This is a genomic window from Sporosarcina sp. 6E9, assembly GCF_017921835.1.
Taxonomy (GTDB): Bacteria; Bacillota; Bacilli; order Bacillales_A; family Planococcaceae; genus Sporosarcina.
In genome coordinates this window covers 1,412,995-1,430,671 of the sequence record NZ_JAGEMN010000001.1, presented here as the reverse complement: position 1 = coordinate 1,430,671, position 17,677 = coordinate 1,412,995, and the positions used below count along the sequence as shown (strand labels likewise).

17 protein-coding genes are annotated in these 17,677 nt (G+C 41.3%); all 17 read left to right on the top strand.

What is annotated here, in order from left to right:
* Window positions 1-7: 7 nt before the first annotated feature.
* The 17 genes from rnpM to J4G36_RS07385 all read left to right on the top strand — a co-directional run bounded on the left by rnpM (window position 8) and on the right by J4G36_RS07385 (window position 17,553).
* Window positions 8-286, top strand: a complete 279-nt coding sequence (rnpM, locus tag J4G36_RS07465) for an RNase P modulator RnpM (RefSeq protein WP_210469400.1) — start codon at window positions 8-10, stop codon at window positions 284-286.
* A complete protein-coding gene (locus J4G36_RS07460) occupies window positions 283-603 on the top strand; it encodes a YlxQ family RNA-binding protein (protein WP_210469399.1) in 321 nt (106 codons plus the stop codon). The genes rnpM and J4G36_RS07460 overlap by 4 nt, the downstream gene beginning before the upstream one ends.
* A 4-nt stretch (window positions 604-607) precedes the next feature.
* The gene (gene infB / locus J4G36_RS07455) at window positions 608-2,974 is read left to right on the top strand and encodes a translation initiation factor IF-2 (RefSeq protein ID WP_210469398.1); all 2,367 of its coding nucleotides are present in this window, start codon (window positions 608-610) and stop codon (window positions 2,972-2,974) included.
* Window positions 2,971-3,249 carry a DUF503 domain-containing protein gene (locus J4G36_RS07450; protein ID WP_210469397.1) on the top strand — a complete coding sequence of 93 codons (279 nt, stop codon included), beginning with the start codon at window positions 2,971-2,973 and terminating at the stop codon, window positions 3,247-3,249. The genes infB and J4G36_RS07450 overlap by 4 nt, the downstream gene beginning before the upstream one ends.
* Window positions 3,250-3,271: 22 nt before the next feature.
* Complete coding sequence (rbfA, locus tag J4G36_RS07445) at window positions 3,272-3,622, top strand: 30S ribosome-binding factor RbfA (RefSeq protein ID WP_210469396.1); 351 nt, start codon at window positions 3,272-3,274, stop codon at window positions 3,620-3,622.
* Window positions 3,623-3,695: 73 nt separating this feature from the next.
* Complete coding sequence (truB, locus tag J4G36_RS07440) at window positions 3,696-4,607, top strand: tRNA pseudouridine(55) synthase TruB (protein WP_210469395.1); 912 nt, start codon at window positions 3,696-3,698, stop codon at window positions 4,605-4,607.
* Window positions 4,608-4,623: 16 nt separating this feature from the next.
* Window positions 4,624-5,568: a bifunctional riboflavin kinase/FAD synthetase gene (locus tag J4G36_RS07435; RefSeq protein ID WP_210469394.1), complete on the top strand. Its 945-nt coding sequence runs from the start codon at window positions 4,624-4,626 to the stop codon at window positions 5,566-5,568.
* A 134-nt stretch (window positions 5,569-5,702) separates the two neighbouring features.
* Window positions 5,703-5,972 (top strand): 30S ribosomal protein S15, encoded by a 270-nt coding sequence (gene rpsO / locus J4G36_RS07430; RefSeq protein WP_210469393.1) that lies wholly within the window; start codon window positions 5,703-5,705, stop codon window positions 5,970-5,972.
* A 144-nt stretch (window positions 5,973-6,116) separates the two neighbouring features.
* Window positions 6,117-8,237, top strand: a complete 2,121-nt coding sequence (gene pnp / locus J4G36_RS07425; RefSeq protein WP_210469392.1) for a polyribonucleotide nucleotidyltransferase — start codon at window positions 6,117-6,119, stop codon at window positions 8,235-8,237.
* A gap of 130 nt (window positions 8,238-8,367) precedes the next feature.
* A complete protein-coding gene (locus J4G36_RS07420) occupies window positions 8,368-9,618 on the top strand; it encodes a M16 family metallopeptidase (protein ID WP_210469391.1) in 1,251 nt (416 codons plus the stop codon).
* 58 nt (window positions 9,619-9,676) lie between these two features.
* On the top strand, window positions 9,677-9,949 hold the full coding sequence (locus J4G36_RS07415; protein WP_210469390.1) for a YlmC/YmxH family sporulation protein: 273 nt from the start codon (window positions 9,677-9,679) through the stop codon (window positions 9,947-9,949).
* A complete protein-coding gene (locus tag J4G36_RS07410; protein ID WP_210469389.1) occupies window positions 9,942-10,715 on the top strand; it encodes a dipicolinate synthase in 774 nt (257 codons plus the stop codon). Before J4G36_RS07415 ends, J4G36_RS07410 begins: the two co-directional genes overlap by 8 nt.
* 12 nt (window positions 10,716-10,727) lie before the next feature.
* Complete coding sequence (locus J4G36_RS07405) at window positions 10,728-11,321, top strand: dipicolinate synthase subunit B (protein ID WP_210469388.1); 594 nt, start codon at window positions 10,728-10,730, stop codon at window positions 11,319-11,321.
* A gap of 80 nt (window positions 11,322-11,401) precedes the next feature.
* Window positions 11,402-12,439 (top strand): aspartate-semialdehyde dehydrogenase, encoded by a 1,038-nt coding sequence (locus J4G36_RS07400; protein ID WP_210469387.1) that lies wholly within the window; start codon window positions 11,402-11,404, stop codon window positions 12,437-12,439.
* Between the two features lie 24 nt (window positions 12,440-12,463).
* The gene (gene dapA, locus J4G36_RS07395; RefSeq protein ID WP_210469386.1) at window positions 12,464-13,354 is read left to right on the top strand and encodes a 4-hydroxy-tetrahydrodipicolinate synthase; all 891 of its coding nucleotides are present in this window, start codon (window positions 12,464-12,466) and stop codon (window positions 13,352-13,354) included.
* Window positions 13,355-13,462: 108 nt separating this feature from the next.
* A complete protein-coding gene (locus tag J4G36_RS07390) occupies window positions 13,463-15,130 on the top strand; it encodes a ribonuclease J (RefSeq protein ID WP_210469385.1) in 1,668 nt (555 codons plus the stop codon).
* A gap of 92 nt (window positions 15,131-15,222) precedes the next feature.
* The gene (locus J4G36_RS07385) at window positions 15,223-17,553 is read left to right on the top strand and encodes a DNA translocase FtsK (RefSeq protein WP_210469384.1); all 2,331 of its coding nucleotides are present in this window, start codon (window positions 15,223-15,225) and stop codon (window positions 17,551-17,553) included.
* Window positions 17,554-17,677 lie beyond the last annotated feature (124 nt).

Genomic DNA, 17,677 nt, shown 5'->3' with positions numbered 1-17,677 from the left:
ATCACACATGACGAACATGAAAAAAGTACCTTTGCGTAAATGCGCAGCGACAGGCGAAATGTTTCCTAAAAAAGAAATGATTCGCATCGTTCGCCCAAAAGAAGGGGAAGTTTCAGTCGATCTAACAGGTAAGAAATCAGGTCGAGGGACTTATGTGTCAAAATCCGAAGAAGCGGTCGAAACTGCACGACGTAATCGTTCCATTGAAAGTCAACTGAAGACGGCTATTCCAGAAAATGTGTATGAGGATTTACTACATGCAATCCGTCGGGAGTCTTTGAAATGAAAGACAAACAGAAAATCTTTCAGTTGCTCGGTTTAGCAACGCGCGCGAGAATGGTAGTAACGGGTGAAGACCTCGCAATACGCGAAGTTCAAAACGGCAAAGCACAACTCGTCATCGTTTCGAATGATGCATCTGCAAACACAATGAAAAAAGTCACGGATAAATGTACCTTTTTTAACGTTGAGAAGCATGTTTTTGGGAGTCGAGAAGATCTGGGACACGCAATTGGCAAGGAGTCGAGAGTCATACTTGCAATAACGGATGCTGGATTTGCTAAAAAACTTTCCGAGCTTCTTAACGAATACAACCGGGGGTGAGCGCATGACAAAAGTACGTGTACATGAATACGCGAAACTAGTGAAAAAAACGAGTAAAGAAGTAATTGAAGAACTCGGGAAATTAAATGTGAATGTAACGAATCATATGTCTACAATAGATAAAGATGTCGTTACAAAACTGGATCAGTCATTTGGCGGAAATAAAGAAAGAAAAGAAGTATCAAAAGCGCCAACAAGTAAACAAGGCGGCCAGAATCGTCCAGCATCGGGCGGCCAAAATCGTCCGGCATCGGGCGGTCAGAATCGTCCAGCATCGAGCGGTCAGAATCGTCCGGCATCGGGCGGTCAGAATCGTCCAGCATCGGGCGGTCAGAATCGTCCGGCATCGGGCGGTCAGAATCGTCCAGCGTCGGGCGGTCAGAATCGTCCAGCATCGGGTGGCCAAAATCGTCCAGCATCAGGTGGAGCTAATCGTCCAGCTACGACATCACCAGGTGGATCGACAGGTCCGGCTTCACGTCCTGCAGGGGGCAGAGCACCAGGTCGTCGCGGTGGACGTCCACCAGCACGAGGTATTAACCAAGGAAGAAGAAGATACCGTCCAGCACCAACTCCGAAGGTTCAACAACCTCTTCCAGAAAAAATTACGTTTTATGAATCTCTTTCAGTAGGGGAACTTGCACAGAAATTAGGTCGCGAACCTTCTGAGATTCTTAAAAAGTTATTAATGCTTGGCGTTATGGCTACAATTAACGAAGAACTTGATAAAGATGCGATTGAGTTAATTTGTTCAGATTACGGTGTAGAAGTTGAAGAAGAAATTCGTATTGATGTTACTGACCTTGATATTTATTTCGAAGAAACTGAAGGCTTTGAAGAAGAGGTTTCTTCACCGGAAAATATTATTGAACGTGCACCAGTGGTAACAATTATGGGTCACGTTGACCACGGTAAAACGACGCTACTTGACTCGATTCGAAATACGAAAGTAACACAAGGCGAAGCGGGCGGAATTACACAACATATCGGTGCTTATCAGATCGATAATGATGGTAAAAAAGTAACGTTTTTAGATACACCTGGTCACGCGGCATTTACAACAATGCGTGCACGTGGTGCTTCAATAACGGATATTACAATTCTGGTTGTTGCAGCTGATGATGGTGTCATGCCCCAAACAGTTGAAGCCATTAATCATGCGCAAGCAGCAGAGGTTCCGATTATTGTAGCTGTAAATAAAATCGATAAGCCTGCTGCAAATCCAGAACGTGTTATGCAAGAACTTACAGAACACGGACTCGTATCAGAAGAGTGGGGCGGCGAAACAATTTTCGTTCCAATCTCTGCACTAACAGGCGAGGGAATCGATACATTACTTGAAATGGTTCTACTTGTAGCTGAAATTGCTGAACTTAAAGCAGATCCAACAATTCGTGCGCGCGGATCGGTTATTGAAGCCGAGTTAGATCGCGGACGCGGTGCTGTTGCAACGTTACTCGTGCAAGATGGAACACTTAAAGTCGGAGATCCGATTGTAGTAGGAAATACATTTGGTCGCGTACGTGCAATGATTAGCGATACAGGTCGTCGTGTTCAATCTGCTGAACCTTCTACGCCAGTTGAAATTACTGGACTAAGCGATGTACCACAGGCAGGTGACCGTTTTGTCGTCTTTGAAGATGAGAAAACAGCACGTCAAATTGGTGAAGCAAGAGCTGGTGAAGCGATTCTAGAACAACGAGATGTGAAAACCAGAGTTACATTGGATAACTTGTTTGATCAAATGAAACAAGGCGAAATGAAAGAATTAAAACTAATTGTTAAAGCCGACGTACAAGGAACGGTTGAAGCAATGGCGGCATCTCTCATGAAAATTGAAGTAGAGGGCGTCAATGTGAAAATCATCCATACAGGTGCGGGAGCAATTAATGAATCAGATATATCCCTTGCAGCAGCTTCAAACGCAATCGTTATTGGATTTAACGTTCGACCGGATGTGAATGCAAGACGTGCTGCGGATGCTGAAGGTGTCGATATTAGACAACACCGTGTCATTTACCAAGTAATCGAAGAAATCGAATCAGCGATGAAAGGAATGCTAGATCCGGAATTCGAAGAAAAAGTCGTCGGTCAAGCAGAAGTGCGCGAAACCTTTGTTGTGTCTAAAATCGGTACTATCGCAGGTAGCTATGTCACTGAAGGTAAAATAGTTCGTGACGCTGGCGTGCGCGTCATACGCGACAGCATCGTAATCTTTGAAGGTGAACTAGAAGCTTTGAAACGTTTCAAAGATGACGTTAGAGAAGTTGCAAGAGGGTACGAATGCGGGATTACAGTGAAGAACTTTAACGACATTAAAGAAGGCGACATTATTGAAGCCTTCGTGATGGAAGAAATTAAACGGGTATGATCGTCTACGCTGAATGTACGTTTTTCATTCCCATGGCTGCTTCGTTAAAAGAAAAACGCTCTGTTTTGAAAAGCATGACGGATAGGACGAAAAATGCCTATAACGTATCCATTGCAGAAATAGACCATCAAAATCTTTGGCAGCGAACGACATTAGCGCTTGTAGCAACAGCATCATCAAAAGATGCTGCGGAACGAGAGGTAAGAAGGGCAATCCGATTATTGGAATCAAATCCAGAATGGGAAATGACCCAGATGACAGTAGACTTTTACTGATTACGAATCGGGGTGACTATCCATGTCAAAACGTGTAAATCGTGTTGCGGAACAGATGAAGAAAGAACTTGGCGAAATTATTTTGCAAAAAGTAAAAGACCCAAGAATCGGTTTCGTCACCGTGACCGATGTAGAGGTAACAGGTGATTTGCAAAATGCAACAATCTTTATTTCCGTTCTTGGAAATGAATCAGAAAAAGAAGCAACTTTAAAAGGCTTAGATAAGGCAAAAGGTTTTATTCGCACTGAAATCGGCAAGCGAATCAGACTTCGAGTAACGCCTGAGATTGAATTTGCATTCGATGAATCCATTGCTTATGGAAATAGAATCGAAACGCTTCTCACTCAAGTGAATAACGAATCTAAAGAATAACAAAATGGAGGAAGTCGGTGTCCAAATGGACTTTCCGACTTCCTTTAATTTACATAGAAAACGGGGTTTTGACATGAATGGGATTCTCCCACTATGGAAGGAAAAAGGGATGACGTCACATGATTGCGTATATAAATTACGCAAAATATTGGGGACGAAAAAGGTCGGACATACTGGCACGCTGGATCCAAGTGTAGAAGGTGTCCTCCCTATTTGTATTGGCCAAGCGACGAAAGTGGCAGAATATATAACCGACGCAGGGAAAGAATACATTGCTGTCATTTCAATTGGCAAAGCGACTGAAACCGAAGATGCCGACGGCGCAATTGTTACAGAAAATGATGAGTTTAAACGTTTTTCACGATTGGAAATTGAAAATATCCTCTTAGAACTTACTGGGGACATTGAACAAATCCCGCCAATGTATTCAGCTGTTAAAGTAAATGGTCATAAGTTATATGAATATGCTCGAAAAGGTATCGAAGTAGAAAGACCGAAGCGAATTGTAAAAATCCATGAGTTGGAATTACTTGACGATGCGAATACGTTTGAAGGAACGGAAGTGAGTTTTAAAATCCGTATTAGTTGCGGAAAGGGAACTTACATCCGAACGCTTGCTGTTCAAATCGGTGAGTTATTGGGTTATCCTGCACATATGGCATCACTTGTTCGAACAGCCTCTGGCACCTATGGAAAAGCAGACTGTTACACGCTGAAAGAACTCGAAGAACTCAAAGCAACTGATCAACTTCACACATGCATACATCCGCTGGAGGACGCATTAGTCGAATTTCCATTTGTTGAGGTAGACAATCAAGATTATGATAAAATAATACATGGGCAAGTGTTGCCTAAAAACCCGTTGCTTGATGAAGGACAGCCAATTGTCTACACGAAAAATAATCAAGCTTTGGCTGTCTATAAAATTCATCCGACTAAGCCTGAATTAATGAAGCCAGAAAAGATGTTTCCATTAAATCATTGAGAGGGAGGGGACGAATATGAAAGTTTTCAAGCTAGATTTTCCGGAAAATATGACGATTGATAGTGATGATGAATATTCTTTAGCAATCGGCTTTTTTGATGGTCTGCATAAAGGACACCAAACTGTAATTACGAAAGCCATCGAAAAAGCGAAAGAATTATCGATTCGCTCTGCTGTGATGACATTTGATCCGCATCCATCTCATGTATTAGGCGGAGGCGAAAATAAGATTGGCTACATTACCCCGTTTAAAGAAAAGAAAAGACTTTTGGAGAGTATGGGAGTAGATGCAGTATTCGTTGTGAAGTTTGATATGCAACTAGCCTCTCTCAAGCCGAGTGAATTTGTAGAGTTATTTATTAAATCAATTGGTGCTAAGCATGTAACGGCTGGATTTGATTATTCCTTTGGATTGAAGGGTGCTGGTACAATGGAAGATATGAAGATGCTTTCAGCAGGCGTATATGAAACGACAATCGTTGGGAAAGTAACGGATAATGCTGACAAAATATCATCAACCCGTATTCGAAAACTTCTATCAGAAGGGAATGTAGAGGAAGCATCGTTGCTCTTGGGTAGAAATTTTCGAACGATTGGTACCGTTGTTGGCGGCGAAAAGAAAGGTCGCCAATTAGGATTTCCAACAGCAAATGTCTTACCTTTAGAAGGTTCTATTCTACCTGAAAACGGCGTCTATGCAGTCCGCTTTATAGTTGACGAAACGTTGATGAACGGCGTTTGTAATGTAGGCGTAAAACCAACTTTTAATAATCCAGATGTCAAAAGTCCAATGGTTGAAGTTCATATATTTGATTATGATGGGGATTTATATGGTAAGGAAGTTTCCGTTGAATGGGTGAAACATATCCGAGCAGAAAAGAAGTTCGAATCGATAGATGCGCTCATCGTACAAATTGAAAAAGATAAAAAGATGGCGATTGAAATCCTCGCCGAGGGCTAAACATTCTTTACATTGATAAATTTACATGGTATTATGAATTAGTACATTAAATATGTACGAACCTTTTCTTGGCATAACGAGTCACCAACGTTTGCGAGGAAATTGGGGATATTTTGATATAGGAGGTGAAAAGGATGGCTATTACACAAGAGCGTAAAAACGAATTGATTTCTGAATTTAAAACTCACGAGAACGATACTGGTTCTGCAGATATTCAGGTCGCTATCCTTACTGAAGAGATTAATAACCTGAACAAACATTTATCTACTCATAAGAAAGACCACCACTCACGTCGTGGACTTATGAAAATGATTGGTCGTCGTCGTAAACTTCTTAAGTATATGCGCGACAACGAAGTTCAGCGTTACCGTGATCTTATCACTAAACTCGGTCTACGCCGATAATAAGATGACTACATGAAAGCGGGCCTTGCCCGCTTTTTCTTTTTGTTATGAAAATTTCGCATCACCACGCCTAATTTGGTACACTATAAATATACATACAACGTATGCAATTCTGATTGTTGCTACATGGAGAGGGGTTCAATAATGACAGAACAAAAGAAAGTATTTTCGCTTGAATGGGCTGGAAGACAATTAGTCGTTGAAACTGGCCAGTATGCAAAGCAAGCAAATGGCGCTGTACTCATTCGTTACGGGGATTCGACAATCCTATCGACTGCAACAGCTTCAAAAGAATCAAGAGGTCTTGATTTTTTCCCACTGACAGTGAATTACGAAGAACGTCTATATGCTGCCGGTAAAATACCAGGAGGCTTTATTAAACGTGAAGGTCGTCCTTCTGAAAAGGCGGTATTGACAAGTCGCCTAATCGACCGCCCGATTCGTCCATTATTCGCGGATGGTTTCCGTAATGATGTACAAGTTATATCGTTGGTTTTATCAGTCGACAATGATAGCTCGCCTGAAATGGCTGCAATGCTGGGCTCTTCTTTAGCGCTATCTGTATCAGACATTCCATTCGAGGGACCGATTGCGGGCGTTCAAATTGGCCGTATTGACGGAGAGTTCATCGTGAACCCGACATTGGACCAATTAGAAAAGAGCGATCTAGATCTGATTGTTGCGGGAACGAAAGATGCGATTAACATGGTTGAAGCGGGTGCATCTGAAGTAGCGGAAGACGTTATACTTGAAGCAATTATGTTTGGCCATAACGAAATCATCAAGCTTGTCGAATTTCAAGAGAAAATAATTGCTGAAGTCGGGAAAGAGAAAATGGAAATACCATTATTCCAATTAGACGAAGCATTAAAATCTGAAATTCAATCGAAGTATGAAGCGCAACTTACGGACGCAATTCAGACAAAAGAGAAGCATGAACGCGAAGACGCGATCAATGCTGTTAAAAACGAAGTGATGGAGTCTTATACTGAAAGTGAAGCTGATGAAGCTACTTTAAAACAAGTGAAGGCTATTTTAGGGAATATGGTAAAAGAGGAAGTACGCAGACTTATTTCTGATGAAAAAGTACGTCCAGATGGCCGTGCCCCAGATGAAATCCGTCCGCTTGAATCCCATGTCGGCATCTTACCAAGAGCACATGGTTCAGGTTTGTTTACGCGCGGTCAGACACAGACACTAAGTATTTGTACGCTAGGTGCACTTGGCGAGGTGCAAATTATTGATGGTCTTGGTCTTGAAGAGTCTAAACGTTTTATGCACCATTATAACTTCCCGAATTTCAGTGTTGGAGAAACTGGCCCAATCCGTGGACCGGGTCGTCGTGAAATCGGTCACGGTGCTTTAGGAGAACGTGCACTTGAGGCAGTTCTTCCGGACGAGTCTGATTTCCCGTACACAATGCGCCTAGTTGCTGAAGTCCTTGAGTCTAATGGTTCATCTTCACAAGCTTCCATTTGCTCGTCCACGATGGCTATGATGGATGCTGGAGTACCATTGAAAGCGCCAGTAGCTGGAATTGCGATGGGACTTGTTAAGAGAGAGGAAAATTATTCAATTCTTTCTGATATTCAAGGGATGGAAGATGCACTTGGAGATATGGACTTTAAAGTGGCAGGAACTGAAAAAGGAATCACTGCACTTCAAATGGACATTAAAATTGAAGGGTTATCACGTCAAATTCTTGAAGAATCTTTGACACAAGCGAAAATCGGTCGTTTGCATATCCTTGAACATATGAATTCAGTGATTTCAGGACCACGTGAAGAGTTATCTGAGTATGCGCCTAAAATCATTAAAGTTCAAATCAACCCAGATAAAATCCGCGATGTTATTGGACCTGGCGGTAAGGTGATCAATAAAATCATTGAAGAGACTGAAGTTAAAATCGATACCGAACAAGACGGCACGATTTATATCTCTTCTCCAAATAGCGAAATGAATGCTAAAGCAAAAGCGATGATTGAAAATATTGTTCGTGAAGCTAAGGTCGGCGAATATTACATGGCGAAAGTTAAACGAATTGAAAAATTCGGCGCTTTCCTTGAATTATTCCCAGGAAAAGATGGTCTACTTCACATTTCCCAAATTGCCGAAGAACGTACGCGCGAAGTTGAAGACGTATTAAAATTAGGTGATGAGTTATTTGTTAAAGTCATCGAAATTGATAACCAAGGTCGCGTAAATTTATCAAGAAAAGAAGTTATTCTTGAAGAGAAAAAGGCTGCGGAAAAAGAGAATAAATAAGCAGGTTTTATCGTACAATTAAGGGCCTCTCATCGAGGTCTTTTTTTGTCTTTTAAATCTATTGGGCGTCGTTTGGATAGACGATTGGTCACCAAAATGATGAACTTTGGAGAGAAGGAGGGAAATATTTTTGATTTCAAAACATACCTGTACGAATGGTGTCAGAATTATTCATGAGAAAATGCCGCATGTTCGTTCCGTAGCGTTAGGTGTCTGTATAGAAGCGGGATCACAGGATGAGTCGAAGGGCGAAGAAGGTATTGCGCATTTTATTGAACATATGCTTTTTAAAGGAACGCCCACCCGATCAGCGCGTACAATCGCAGAACAATTTGATCGTATGGGAGGAGATGTGAATGCATTTACTTCTAAAGATATGACTTGTTTTTACGCAACTGTTCTTGGTGATCATGCAGAAACGGCAATTTCCATATTAGAGGATATGATATTTCATTCGGTTTTTGATGAGGTTGAAATGGAGAAAGAGAAGTCGGTTGTCCTTGAAGAAATTGCAACTGTTGAGGATACGCCCGATGATGACGTGCATGAGCAACTCTGGCGTTCAATGTATCCGGAGCATCCAATCGGAAAATCGATACTGGGAAGTAAATACACAATAGAGTCGTTTAACAAAGAAATGGTTAGAAACTTTATTAACCGAGTCTATAAACCTGAGCGAATCGTTATTTCGGTCGCTGGAAACTTTGATGATCGCTTAATTAACATGATTGAAACGCTTTTCGGTTCATTCGAGTCGCCGAGTCAAAAGCTTGTCGCATCCAATACAGAAACGCCATTGTTTAAACCAGGGATAATCATCAAAGAGAAAGACGTAGAACAATCCCATCTTTGTATTGGTTTCCCAGCGTTAGCGTTAAAAGATAAACGCATGTATGACTTAGTTATTTTGGATAGTATATTGGGATCTGCTATGTCATCTCGTCTCTTTCAGGAAGTTCGTGAGGAACGCGGTCTTGCTTATTCAGTGTATTCATATTACACATCTTATGAGGAAGGTGGATCATTCATTATCTACGGTGGAACTTCACCAGAAAAGACAAATGAACTGTATGAAACCATTGATAAGATTATTGAAATGGTTTTGACTGAGGGGGTATCTGAAGAGGAAATTGATCAGGCGAAGGAACATGTCATCGGCGGATTTTTGTTGAGTTTAGAAAGTACAGAGTCGCGAATGTCTCGGAATGGTAGAAATGAAATTGTTTATGGAAAGCATCGAAGCATTGACGATGTCGTTTCTGATATCCAATCGGTCAAAAGAGAAAACATTATACAAATTGCAAACAAGATTTTGGGCAACGAACGTGCCATTTCAATCATCGCTCCGAAAGAAACAATTGAAGGGATTGCATTCATTTAACAATCTTTCCAATTCTCATTCATATACTGAAGAGAGAGAATAGAAAGGGGAATGAATGATGCTACTTTCGGAACTTGCCGGGAAAGAATTGATCCAAGTGGATGAAGGAATACGTTACGGATTATTGGCTGATACCGATCTAATTTTTAATGGAAAAACAGGCGAAATTATCGGACTTGAAATAAAAAAGAAATTCGGTCGATTTTCATTTAAAAACCGCCCTGAAGAAGCGGATGAGTTTATTCCGTGGTCGGAAATCGTCTTAATCGGAGAACACCGTATCCTTTTTAGAAAAACAGGTCCAATTGATGAGGCTTATTTGAATGAGTAAAGAAAAATGGTTATTTATCGGCACCGATAAACGACTATCGGTATGTTGCAAATTGATGGAGAACAAGGGATATACTTCTCGCTGGATTCCCACAAATGCGTATACAGATGAACTTGAATCGCTACTCATGGAGTTTCAACCAAATCATATTGTTTTCCCTATATTAGAAATGAAAGGCACAATACCGCTTCATCTACTAGGAGAAGGTACTAAATTATATACTGGCGTTGCTTCGGAGGGATGGAAGAAGCGTTATAAAAAATCTCATTTTTTGATAGAATCCTATCTTCAAGATGAGATTTTTATATGGGAGAATGCGCGGATTACTGCGGAAGCCTTCATCAGTGTATTTTATAATGAAATAGGCCAGACGATAGATCGAAAACAGTTCTATGTCGCAGGTTATGGACGAGTCGGAAAAATGGTTGCGGACTCACTAAAACCACTTGGTGCCGATGTAACGGTGCTTGCCCGTTCAGATGCCCAATTAGGCGAGGCGAAAATGCGAGGATTTAATGCCGAACGGTTTTCAATTGAGCTTAAGATGAGTGAAGCCTATCTCATTAATACAATTCCGGTACAATGGTTTTCCAATCAATATGAAATTCCGAAATTCATCTTCGATCTTGCGTCAGCGCCCGGTTGCCTAAGGGAAACGTCGACAAATGAATACTATAGATTACTCCCTGGTTTGCCAGGGAAGTATTTTCCTGTCGATGCGGCAATTTCTTTAAGTGATGCACTCGAGAGGATCCACCGAAGATGAAAGGGGAAGTAAATGTTACTACAAGGAAAGCGAATAGGTCTTGGAATAACGGCCTCACATTGCACGTATGAAGAGATTATTCCGGTTATTGACTCTTTGATTGATGCTGGCGCTACAGTTATCCCTGTTATTACACATTCAGTTCTCACTGCTGCGACGAGATTTGGCACGGGAGAAGAGTGGATTGCCAAGATTGAAAAGGCGACAGGGGAAAAAGTTATTTCAACAATTGTAGGCGCTGAGCCATTTGGACCATCAACACCTGTTGATTGTATGATTATTGCACCGATGACAGGCAATTCCTTAAGTCGATTTGCCAATGCGTCAACCGACTCGCCAGTATTAATGGCCGCTAAAGCAACATTACGTAACGGTAGCCCAGTTGTTTTAGGTATTTCAACGAATGATGCATTAGGATTAAATGGTGTCAACCTTATGAAACTCCTCAATATGAAAAGTGTGTATTTCATCCCATTTGGACAGGACGATCCGATAAAAAAACCAAACTCCTTAATCTCCGACTTTACCTTAATGGTTCCAACAGCTGCAGCAGCTCTTAATCATGAACAACTCCAACCTTTATTAATCATTCATGAAAAAAAGTGAAGGTTCCGACACAAAAAACCAAATCTTATGCTATAATCTTTCCATTACAACTGCTTTGATGCTGAAAGGGAGATTTGATTATGAGTACAGTTAATATCGCGATTGTCGGTGCTACGGGAGCCGTTGGGACTACAATTTTAGAAAAACTACTTGAACGAGATTTTCCTTCAAGTTCAATTAAACTACTAGCTTCAGCAAGGTCAGCTGGGAATGTTATTGAAGTAGACGGTAAACAATTTACTGTTGAAGAAACCGTTCCGGAATCTTTTGAAGATGTTGATATTGCGTTCTTTAGTGCAGGCGGCGCAATCTCAAAAATGTTTGCTGAAGAAGCTGTAAAACGAGGCGCAGTTGTTATTGATAATACAAGTGCATTTCGAATGACGGAAACAATTCCGCTCGTGGTTCCAGAAGTGAATGCTGATGCGCTGAATGAGCATAATGGAATTATTGCAAATCCGAACTGTTCTACAATTCAAATGGTGACAGCTCTGGAACCGATTCGTGACAGTTTCGGATTGGGCCGGATTATCGTGTCGACGTACCAAGCAGTTTCTGGTGCTGGTGCGGAAGCGATTGACGAATTAGAAACACAAAGTAATCAGTTTTTAAATCGCCATGAAATCGAAGCGAAACTTCTGCCGACCGGCGCGGGAGAAAAGTTTTATCCAATTTCATTTAACGCGATTCCTCAAATTGATGCTTTTGATTCTTCAGGGTATACACTAGAGGAACTTAAAATGATTAATGAAACAAAAAAAATATTTAATATGAATGACTTACATGTATCAGCGACATGTGTGCGAATCCCAGTTGTATCGGGCCATTCTGAATCCGTTTATTTTGAAGTTGATAAAGAAGGCGTTACTGTTGATGAGATTCGTTCCTCACTCGTCAATGCACCTGGAATTGTAGTACAAGATGATACAAATAAGCAAGAATACCCAATGCCATTATTTTCGGAAGGCAAAGACGATGTTTTCGTTGGACGTCTTCGAAAAGACCCGGATCATCCAAAAGGTTTTCATATGTGGGTTGTGACGGATAATCTGATTAAAGGCGCTGCGCTGAATTCAGTGCAGATTGCAGAAGCTCTCTTAGCAACTGAGAAGAAATGAATTCAATGAAAGAGGGATTTTAGTATGGAACTTGGACGAATTTCTACGGCGATGGTGACTCCGTTTTCATCAACAGGGGCCATCGATTTTGAAAAGACTAGGACGCTGATTGAACATCTTATCGCAAACGGAACAGATTCGTTGGTCGTTTGCGGAACAACAGGTGAATCCCCTACGTTAACAGCTCAAGAGAAAGAAAAATTACTTTCATTTACAGTTGAAACAGTGAATAAACGAATTCCGGTTATTGCAGGAACAGGTTCGAATGCAACTGCTGAATCAATTGAAAGTACGCTGATGGCTGAACGGATGGGAGTCGACGGCATTATGCTTGTGACCCCTTATTATAATAAGCCGGATCAAAAAGGACTGTACGCACACTTTTCAACAGTAGCCGAGAAAACAAAACTTCCAATTCTTTTGTACAATATCCCAGGACGATCCGTTATTAATATGACTTCTGAAACGACAATTGCTTTATCGAAAGTGAAGAATATTCGAGCAATAAAAGAAGCAAGTGGAGACCTCGAACAAATGGCGGCAATTATTGAAGGAACGGACGCTGGATTTAAAGTATATAGTGGGGATGATGGGCTAACGTTGCCATTGCTTGCAATTGGTGGAAACGGCGTTGTCTCAGTAGCGGCACATGTCGTCGGAAATGAAATGCAAAAAATGATTACTGCATTTAACGAGGGACGCACACAAGAAGCGGCTCGCATGCACCGGGCGTTAGTTCCATTGTTTCAAGAATTATTTACGGCACCAAATCCGGTTCCAGTGAAATATGCATTGCAAAAAAACAGTGTTGACACTGGCGGCGTACGCTTGCCGTTAATCGGGTATGACGAAGAAAATATGGCCTTTGATAAAGTGTGGGAAAAGTTCAAAAGCAATGAACATATTTTTGTTTGACGAAAGCCGGTCTAAGAAACCGGCTTTTTTTGTTTGTACAAGAACGTTTCGTCCCGTATAATGAATCATAGTCGATATGGACGGGAAGTAGAAATAGGAGGAACAAAATTGACAAAAACAAAAAATGAATTAATACGAATTATCCCCCTTGGAGGGGTAGGAGAAATCGGGAAAGCAATGTATGTCGTTGAAATCGATGAAGAATTATTTATCGTTGATTCTGGACTTATGTTCCCTGAACGAGAAATGCTAGGCATAGATATCGTAATACCTGACCTTACATACGTTGAGGAAAACAAACAACGCGTGAAAGGAATATTCTTAACGCATGGACATGAAGATGCAATTGGTTCACTTGCTTACTTATTACAAGTCGTACAAGCCCCAGTATACGGTTCAAAACTTACGTTAGCATTAGCGAAAGAACATTTAAAAGACATGCCCGCGCCGGCATCTGTTCGCTTCTTTGAAGTGACAAATAAAAGCAGAATGAACTTTAATTGCACGCATGTTACATTTTTCAATACGACGCATAGTATTCCTGATTCATTAGGAATCGTGTTTAACACAAGTGAAGGTGCAATTGTTCACACTGGCGAGTTTAAGTTTGACCAATCAGCAAAAGGAAAATATCGCCCGGACATTGGAAAAATGGCAAATCTAGGTGAAGAAGGCGTCTTTATTTTAATGTCAGATTCGTCTGAGGCAGAACGGCCTGGATATACAACATCTGAATCGGTCATTGAAAAACAATTATCACAAACCTTTCATGCAGCAGAAGGTCGAATATTGGTTGCGTTATATGCCTCCAACTTTATCCGAATTCAACAAGTGTTGGACACAGCATTTGAGACGGGTAAAAAAGTGGCCGTTGTCGGCAAGAGTCTGGAAAGCTATTTCGAAGTAGGCGTTAACTTAGGTTATTTATCGACGGAAGACGATGTTGTCATCCCTGTTAATGAATTAGAGAAGTATGAAGATGATCAAGTTGTTATTATCGTCACTGGTAATAAAGGCGAGCCATTGGATGCCTTGGAGAAAATCGTTAGAAAGCATCATAGTGATGTTCGTATTAAAGATACAGATACGGTTTTAATCACATTTACGCCATCGCCTGGTATGGAAGTATCGATGTACGAAACAATGAACGAATTAGCTAAAAACGGCGCGACCGTACTGACGTCAAGCAAAAAAGTTCACGTTTCCGGACACGGTAGCCAAGAAGATTTGAAGCTTATGTTAAATTTGATGAAACCAAAACACTTCATTCCAATTCAAGGCGAATATCGCATGCTTATGGCGCATTCAAAACTTGCGCAAGAGGTGGGTATGCAAAAGAAGAGCATATTTATCGCTGATAAAGGCGATATTGTAGAATATAAAAGCGGTAAAATACGTATGAGTGGACGTGTCCAAGCTGGCAACGTGCTAATAGACGGAATCGGTGTTGGCGACGTCGGTAACATTGTTCTTAGGGACCGCAAACTATTATCGCAGGATGGCATATTTACGGTCGTTGTGACCCTTAGTCGTAAAGAAAAGCGTATCACGGCAGGTCCGGAAATCGTTTCGCGCGGATTTGTTTATGTTCGTGAATCTGAAGATCTTCTTGACGAAGCAACTAAACTAGTTACAAAAATAGTTGAGAAGCATGTGTCTAAAAAGTCATTCGAATGGACAGGGATAAAGCAAGAGATTCGTGACACACTTAGCTCATTCCTATTCCAACAAACGAAACGACGTCCAATGATCATACCAATTATTATGGAATACTAATCGAAAGAAAAAATTAGGATCCTACCGCTCTGAAGGGTTTCCTTGCCGTCTGAACGGCGGGAAACCTTTTTTTAAAAGAAAGGAGGAGAGCAATGTCTAGAAAAAGAAAGTCAAAACGGCGCGCAAATCAACGGAAAAAGAAACAACCAGGTATGCATCCATTGTTGTATGAAGTAATTGGTCTTGCATTGATCGGTTTAGCCGTTATAATTATGTTTGAATTTGGGCCGGCGGGAAGAGGTCTATCGTCGGTAACGAGGTTTTTGTTTGGGAACTTGCATATTGCGATCCCATTTCTATTAATTGTACAAGCACTTATATTTATGATTATGCGAAAAGTGGGAGGGTGGAAAAATCGGATTATGGGGGGAAGTTTGTTTATTCTTGCAAGCTTACTCCTATTTAGCCACGTCCATTTATTTAAAGAGCTTAATGAAAGCCGTGTGCTTATGTCGGATTCGGCATTAAGAGAAACATGGAAAGTGCTAATTGTTAATGACGGAATAGCAGACCGAACCGGTGCACTAGGGGGAGGAATGCTCGGAGCATTTCTATTTGCGATGTTTTATTCCTTGTTTGATACTTCGGGTGCAACTGTTGCGGGAATCTTATTACTGCTAATCGGACTCGTATTATTAACTGGAAAGGCATTAGTGCCAATCATTGCGGAAAAGTTTCCGGAAATGGTTGATTCGTTCAAGAAGAATTTTAAAGAAAAGGCTTCTCGAGACAAGGTAGAAGAGAAACCGAAAAAAGAGGCGCCTAAGCCTAAGAAAACAAGGGCTCGTCGGGCAGAAGTAAATGAAGAGGCTGTAATCGCGGAACCCGTCGTCGAAGACATTCCATCGCAACCAATTATTTCTACGTTTACGGAACAGATAGACAAACGTGCTAAAGACGAAGAAGCTGCGGTTCTAGAAAAAGTGGTCGTTGAGGAATCAACGGATGAAGCCGTTAGTAATTTAAGTGCAATAATCGGTGAAGAAGAAAATGAGTCTTATATATTACCACCAACAACATTATTAACTGAAACTCCATATAATGATCAATCCGGCGAATATGACTCAATCCAAGAAAATGCGCAAAAATTAGAAGATACCTTTTTAAGCTTTGGCGTTAAAGCCCGCGTGGTGCAAGTGCATCTAGGGCCTGCAGTTACGAAATATGAAGTGCTACCAGCTACGGGGGTTAAAGTGAGTCGTATAGTGAGTTTGACAGACGATTTAGCACTGGCGCTTGCAGCGAGTGATATTCGAATCGAAGCGCCGATTCCAGGTAAATCTGCTATTGGCATTGAAGTGCCCAACAGAGATGTTGCTGTCGTTAGTCTTCGGGAAGTCGTTGAATCAAAAGAAAATGATGCACCTGAATCGAAATTAATGATTTCACTTGGTCGAGACGTTACAGGACAAGCTATTCTGGCCGAATTAAACAAAATGCCGCATATGCTAATCGCTGGAGCGACGGGCAGTGGTAAAAGTGTTTGTATAAACGGAATAATAATCAGCATTCTTATGCGCACAAAACCGCATGAAGTGAAAATGATGATGATTGATCCGAAAATGGTTGAACTTAATGTCTACAACGGTGTACCGCATTTGTTGGCACCAGTCGTTACAGACCCGCGAAAAGCGGCTCAAGCTTTGCAAAAAGTGGTTTCTGAGATGGAGAGACGTTATGAACTTTTCTCGCATACTGGTACACGAAATGTCGAAGGGTATAATAATCATATTGACGAATGGAATTTAGAGAATGACGAAAAGCATCCACATATGCCTTATATTGTCGTCATCGTCGATGAACTTGCGGACTTAATGATGGTTGCGTCAAGCGATGTGGAAGATTCTATAACACGACTTGCACAAATGGCACGGGCTGCGGGAATTCACTTGATTATTGCAACCCAGCGTCCAAGTGTCGACGTAATAACGGGTGTTATTAAAGCAAACATTCCATCACGAATCGCATTTGCGGTTTCATCAGCAATCGATTCCAGAACGATTTTGGATAGTGGCGGAGCTGAGAAGTTGTTGGGAAGAGGAGATATGTTATTCTTGCCAGCTGGTGCATCCAAACCGGTTCGAATTCAAGGCGCTTTCGTTTCGGACCGCGAAGTTGAGGCTGTTGTAGATTTTGTCATTGAACAACAAAAAGCCCAATATCAAGAAGAAATGATTCCAACTGAAATCGTTGATATTCCGTCGCACGAAGAGACGGATGATTTGTATGATGATGCAGTCCAACTAGTTACAGAATTGCAAACAGCATCAGTCTCTATGTTGCAACGTCGATTTAGGGTCGGATATTCTAGGGCGGCACGCATCGTAGATCAGATGGAAATGCGGGGAGTTGTCGGACCTCCGGATGGAAGTAGACCGCGTCAAGTTCTTATCAGTAAAGAGGAAGCCGATATGCATTCATGAAATAATGGGTAATATAGTACAACTTTGTTACTAAAGTTTGGTAATCATATGTTTATTTGAAATCTATGTTTATTTTCTGGGACGAAAGTGATATAGTGAAATTGATTAGTAATGATATTCAAAT